This window comes from Gemmatimonadaceae bacterium (assembly GCA_035633115.1).
Taxonomy (GTDB): domain Bacteria; phylum Gemmatimonadota; class Gemmatimonadetes; order Gemmatimonadales; family Gemmatimonadaceae; genus UBA4720.
On record DASQFN010000046.1, the window covers coordinates 1 to 4,522 of the forward strand.

Below are 4,522 nucleotides of genomic sequence, written 5' to 3' on the forward strand. Positions count from 1 at the left end.
GCATCGCGCACCCATTCGAATGGAAGTTCAGCCGTGCCAACCTGAACGCCCTGATCGCACGCATGCCCTCACGCTACGCCGAGACCCAGCATCTGCAGCTCGCGGCTTGAGGAATACGTGTGTGAACTTCTGGAGTGGACTACTAAGGTCGCGTTGAGCCAATGTACGCGGCTAATCTCAGCCTCGGGAACAAACGACGCGGTGGCATTGTTTTTTGTATTTACCATGTCGGCGATCGAAGTCGTTTCCAGAAACGCATGCTCATATCCCACCCCTTCGGAGACTCCCTCGTAGACCGTTGCAAGGTTAGCGGCGTTTGACGTAAATTGCCGATTGTAGTGCCTCGGCGCTCACCGAAACGGACCCACCTCTGCTCATTAAAACGGACCCAGCCAGTGCGCAGATGTTTGTGCAGTCGGCGCGCGCGGAATTTCCGTGGTTCATCCGTATTTCTCGGTAGAGTTTTAAATCCAACAGGGGGCTCTGCTTGATCGTTGTGCTGCGGGAAGTGGCGCGGTCGGGATTGAACCGCGAAGGTGTAGGGTTATCCACGGCGGCGCCCGCTGCCCCCTCTCAGGCACGGGCGGGCGCCGCGGTGGATAACCCGTATTCAGCGCGGGCTGCTGGGGGTGGTGGTAAAGCTTCTGTGCTTTGGATTATTTTGGATGCGTGGAGCGGTGTCGCGAGGATTTCGGTGGGTGTTCGGCGGCGGGCGACGAGGGCGGCTCGGGACTGCGCAGTGATGGGCCATCGATTCGGATGGTGATGCAACGGTGCTGCAGGCGGTCGAGCAAGGCGTCGACGAGGGGCTTCTTGTTGAACAGCTCGTACCATTCGGGGAGGTCTAAATTCGTTGTAATTATCGTGGAGACGCGGCTATATCTCTGGTCCATCAGACGGAAGAAGGCATTCGATTGCTCGGGCTTGAGGGTCAGGTATCCGAGCTCGTCAATCAACAGGGGCTGGAAGCGCGCGAGTTGGCTGAGGAGCTTGGGGGTCGAACGATCGGCGAGCGAAGCGTAGAGTTCGTCGAGCAGTTCCTGGGCGTTGTAGAAGCGGCCCGCGTGGCCGTTGAGGCAGGCCTCGCGCAACAGGGCAATGGCGATCCCGGTCTTGCCGGTGCCGGGTCGGCCGATGAGCAGTAGATTCTCGTTGCGGCGCAGGAAGTCGAGTCCCGCCAAGGAGCGGATCTGGCCCGGGTCGACACCGGGCTGGCGATCGAAGGGGAAGGAGTCCAAGGTCCAGCGCCATGGCAGTTTGGCCTGAGTCAGGCGGTAGGCCAGGCTCTTCTCGCGCCGGGCGGCTTCTTCCTCGACCAGCAGGCGGCAGAGCAGTTCCGCCGGCGGCGAGCCTTCGCGCTCGGCACGATCCAGTTCGGCATCCAGTGCGCCGTCGATCCCCCGCAGGCGGAGCGTGGCGAGCCGTTGGTGGAGCTGCTCACGCGTCGTCATAGCCATCGATGTTCAGCGCGAAGAAATCCCCGGCGACTTGTTGCAGGATGAGTTTCTCCAGACGCCCCAGATCATACAGACCGAAGTGCGCCGCCTGCCGCACGGCCGCTGCGAAAGCCTCTTTGGGGTAGGTGCGTTTGAGCTCCAGCAGACGCCGCAAGGCCCGTGCAGCGCGGCCGTGGCCGCGCTGCTTGAGGGCCCGAGCGTAGGCCCCAAGCTCGGGATCATCGCGCAGTAGTTGCGCTTCGATTCCCGGGGCGCGGTTCACCCGGACCGGAGTGGGATGGTGTCCAGGCAAAGTACTCCTCGCATCGCGCTGGCCGATCAAGCGCGGATGGGTGGCGACCGGGATACCGCGGTGGTGGATATGGATCTGTGCGGGATGCTTGTAGACCGTCACCGTCTGGCCGACGAGGCGTTCGGGTGTCGAGTAGCGGTTCGAGTCGACCGAGACATACCCATGCAGGTCCACCACCCGATCGAGTAGCTCATAGACCGGTGGCAGCGCGGTGGGCAGCGGTTGCAGGTAAGGCTTCTCGATCAGGTAGGCCGCCTCGGGCGACATACCCAGCACGCGCTTGGGTTTTGCGTTGGCAATCTCGCGGCACCAGGCGAGCGCTTGGCGGTTGAGATCGTCGAAGTCGGTGAAGCTGCGGCCGGGGAGGAAGTTGCCTTCGATGTAGGCGAAGGGGCGCTCGATCCTACCTTTTCGATCAGGATCGCCGACGCGGTGAGCGCGGAAGCCGAACCCGAGCGTGCGGGCGAAGGCTGCCATCTCGGGGGTGATGAGAGCGTTTTCGCCGGCGCCGGCGGCAACCATCACGCTGGTGTTGTCGATCACGCAAGTGGGACAGGCACCGTCCATGAAGCGCACCGCTTCGAGCAGGAATTGCTTGGCTTCAAAGCGGGAATAGCGGGGGTAGTATTGGATGTACAGCCGGCGCGAGTAGGCGAGCACCAGACCGGCACACTGGGCGGTGACGGTCTTGTCCCCGAGGCTCACGCGGTGCGGCGAGGTGTCGTGCTGCATCTCCTGGCCGGGAGCGAAGGTGTATTCGCCGGCGCGCTGTGGCGGAGTGCGCAGCCCCGCTTGCCGGACCCAACGGGTGAGCGTGCTGTAGGAGACCTCAAGATCGTACTCCGCGCTGAGCAGTTGCTGGACGCGCGCCACGTTGCCCTGAGCGCGCTCGAAGACCGCACGTTGCCCTGAGCGCGCTCGAAGACCGATTGCAGATAGGCTAAGGTTATGCCGTCGCTCAACGGCTCCACGGCCGCCGGCAACGGTGCGCGCAGAATCCGGCGGACGGTATTACGCGACAGCTTCAGCAGTCGGCTGATCTCGCGCACACTGCGCGCCTGGGCTTGCAGGGTTCGCACGGCGTTGCAGATCTCGGTCGGGGTCATGGTCGCAGTAGCTCCGAAGGTCGGACTGAAGGGCAATGATGGCGGTGTGCAGGCGGGTGAGCGCCACCATCAGGGATTCGGGCAAGGCCTCCGGGCTAAGCTCCGCCAAGCGCCGACGTAGCCGTGTGATGAGCGCGAGCAATTGCCGAAGATCGGCAGCGCACTGGCCTTCGGGACCTTCGCGCAGGTGCTCGTCGAGGCGCTGCTCATCTCGGGCTTGCAGGGTCTGGATGAACAGACGTGGGTGAGCAACCATTCGCTCGCGGGTGGCGCGCGGGGTGCTCTGGTAATGCTGGAACCAGCAATGCAGTTCCCGTGTAGACAGCGGTGTCGAACCTAGCGCGTCGAGCAGTTGCGCGGCATGCTCGGCGTTGGCGCGCGCCAAGGGTGCCAGCACGCGGGTGGCCGCCCAGGTGGAAACGTCTCCCTTGCGTACGGCCGCGAGTAGGGTATCGGGTAGAGCACAGACGAGCTGCAGGCGTCGGCTGACCCAACTGACATCGCGACCACTGCGGCGAGCGAGTTCGTGCTGGCTCAGGCCTTGGTGGTGGACGAGTTCACGCAGGAGCAGCGCTTCTTCCAGGGCCGCAAACGGGCGGCCGTGGGCACGCGCCAGCACCATCAGCAAGGCCTGAGTGAGATCGCAGGTCCAGGATTCGACGCACGCGGTGTCACGCCCCAGTCGACGCAGCGCCAGGATGCGCCGATAGCCGTCGACCAGGATCAGGCGTTCACTACCGTCCTCCGCGGGTACCGCGATGCAGGGGATGAGTTGGCCGCTTTGTTCGATGGAACGGGCCAGGTGCTCGACCGCCCGCGGCTCCAGCAGACGCGCGTCGGCGAAACGCAGGTCGAGGCGGTGCAGATCGACTTCGCGGGCTCCGTGGGTTGGGGTATCCATGGCGGCCACGGTACCAGCCCGACCCTGGAATACCTATAACGTCCTCTCTTTGCAAGATTACCCTGATGGCTCGTACGGCATTGAAAGGACGGTGATTTCCACCGTCCACGCGTCCATCTTTGCAAGATCCTCACGCCTCACCGGGCTCAACCGGTAAGTGCCTGAGGGCATGGGCGAATCACGCGTTGACACGTCCATCTTTGCAAGCACGCGTTCACGCCGCCGGCTGTCTCGCTCCCGCTGCAGCGCGCGGTTGCGCTCGCCGTACTCCGGATGTGCACGGCGGTACTCTCGCCAGTAGTCGGGATGCCGTTCACCCCAGGCGCGTTGCGCCCTCGCTTGGTTATCTCGGTACTCGGGATCTGTCTGACGACGCTTCTGTTGCCAGCGCCGCCGTCGCTCACGCTGACAGGCGGGCGACAAGCAGTAACACTGTTCGGGGGTTTGCGGACGCGGACGGAACGTCTGCTCGCAGGCAGCGCAACGTTTGCTCTCCATGGACGGGTCTCTCAGGTAGAACCATCCACGCAGCGTCGGCGATAACTCCACCGGCGACCAATGTGCAGTGGCCCCGCGAACGCGGCGGCCGGTAAATCAACCTACTGGGACTGGGTCAGCTTTGGTGAGCACAGGTGGGTCAAATCTCGTGAGCGCCAAGGCGAAGAGGCTTCAAGGTCAACGTCGTGAGATATGCGGACGATTTTGTGGTGACCGGGACATCGAAAGAAGTTCTGGAACGGCAGGTTCGTCCGGCGGTCGAGGCATT

General features: G+C 63.5%; 4 protein-coding genes. All 4 read right to left on the reverse strand.

Going from position 1 to position 4,522, the window contains the following annotated elements:
- Positions 1 to 656: 656 nt before the first annotated feature.
- Complete coding sequence (istB, locus tag VES88_04540; GenBank protein ID HYN80747.1) at positions 657 to 1,457, reverse strand: IS21-like element helper ATPase IstB; 801 nt, start codon at positions 1,455 to 1,457, stop codon at positions 657 to 659.
- Entirely contained in the window at positions 1,438 to 2,622 is a 1,185-nt protein-coding gene (locus VES88_04545) for a hypothetical protein (GenBank protein HYN80748.1), read from the reverse strand. Before VES88_04545 ends, istB begins: the two co-directional genes overlap by 20 nt.
- A 138-nt stretch (positions 2,623 to 2,760) precedes the next feature.
- Positions 2,761 to 3,756, reverse strand: coding sequence for a ParB N-terminal domain-containing protein (locus VES88_04550; protein HYN80749.1), 996 nt, complete (start codon positions 3,754 to 3,756; stop codon positions 2,761 to 2,763).
- 57 nt (positions 3,757 to 3,813) lie between these two features.
- A complete protein-coding gene (locus tag VES88_04555; GenBank protein ID HYN80750.1) occupies positions 3,814 to 4,179 on the reverse strand; it encodes a hypothetical protein in 366 nt (121 codons plus the stop codon).
- Positions 4,180 to 4,522: the final 343 nt, after the last annotated feature.

What these genes read in the sequence shown, in the direction of transcription:
- istB (HYN80747.1), bottom strand. Translation starts at nt 1,457, where the DNA reads ATGGCTATGACGACGCGTGAGCAGCTCCACCAACGGCTCGCCACGCTC.
- VES88_04550 (HYN80749.1), bottom strand. Translation starts at nt 3,756, where the DNA reads ATGGATACCCCAACCCACGGAGCCCGCGAAGTCGATCTGCACCGCCTC.